The 1012-nt window shown below is 61.4% G+C and carries 1 protein-coding gene; it reads right to left on the bottom strand.

Annotated features, from left to right (window positions below):
• Nucleotides 1-1012 (bottom strand): tyrosine-type recombinase/integrase (locus LK10_RS06895; protein ID WP_043121582.1); only part of this gene is annotated, 1012 nt, incomplete at both ends.

The raw sequence follows: 1012 nt of genomic DNA, 5'->3' as shown, positions 1-1012 counted from the left end.
TACATCTCGTGCGGGTCCTGCTGGTATTCCCTGCCGTCTGTGGTGATCTTGCGGTAGCGCAGGAATTCTGCCTCGTGGGTCTTCGACAGGGTCTGCGCGTAGTGCATGAACATGTTGGCCGATTTGTGGCCCATGTAGCGCATCCCGACGTGGATGGGGACGCCCGAGTTGAGAAGGTCGGTGGCCTTGGTATGCCGGAACATGTGAGTTCGGGATAGCACGACTTCATTCCCGGCCTCATCCTTGAGCCCCAGCCTCTTACTCAGCTCGACAAGATGGGCCCGCGCGGTCTGATCAGGGTACGGCCGGTCTCCGTTGCGGTTCATCTGTTCGCCGAGGAACAGGTACTTCGGCTCGGTTCCTCGGCGATTATCGGACGCCATGAACCCAAGCGCGAACGACTGCTGTTCCCGGATGAGGTCAACTACCTCTTGGTCGACGAGGATCGTGGCATCGTCGGTTTCGATCTTCGTCTGCTGGTACCGCAATCGCGCCACGTGGCCCTGTGGGTCTGGGAACGGGACCGCGATGAGAGGGTTGTAGTCGAGCATGCAGATCTCGTTGAGTCGTCTTCCGGTCTTGATCAGCAGCTTGAGGATCCGGGACAGCTGCTCGTCGCCGAACCCGCCTTCTCCGGTCGCAAGTTCTAGGATCTTGCATCCCTCAACGATCCGGCTCACCGTGCTGTCCGAGAGGACCATCTCGGGAGAGGGTGCCCGTCGGCCCGTCGGTTTGTCCCCGAACCTGAAAAGCACGGCGTGATGCGGGGTCAGCTTCGGCCAGGCGTGCTCTCCGAGCGCCCGACGAGCCGCCGAGTGCTCGTCGTACATGAATCGGTAAAGCTGTTCTAGCGCCGTCATAGCGGCTCGCCGTTGGGCGGCGCCCAGGGCCTTTCCCTTCTGCGGCCCCCAGCTGACGACCCTGTCCCGGAGCCATATTCTGAAGCCTTCCGACCAGTCGCCGAGCTCTTCTTCATCAGCAAGTCTTGGGTCGTCGCATCCGATCTCGTCGA

Source organism: Sinomonas humi, from assembly GCF_000802235.1.
In the GTDB taxonomy this organism is placed as follows: Bacteria; Actinomycetota; Actinomycetes; order Actinomycetales; family Micrococcaceae; genus Sinomonas; species Sinomonas humi.
Note: the sequence above shows the minus strand (reverse complement) of the source record. Positions and strands in the feature narration are given on the sequence as shown.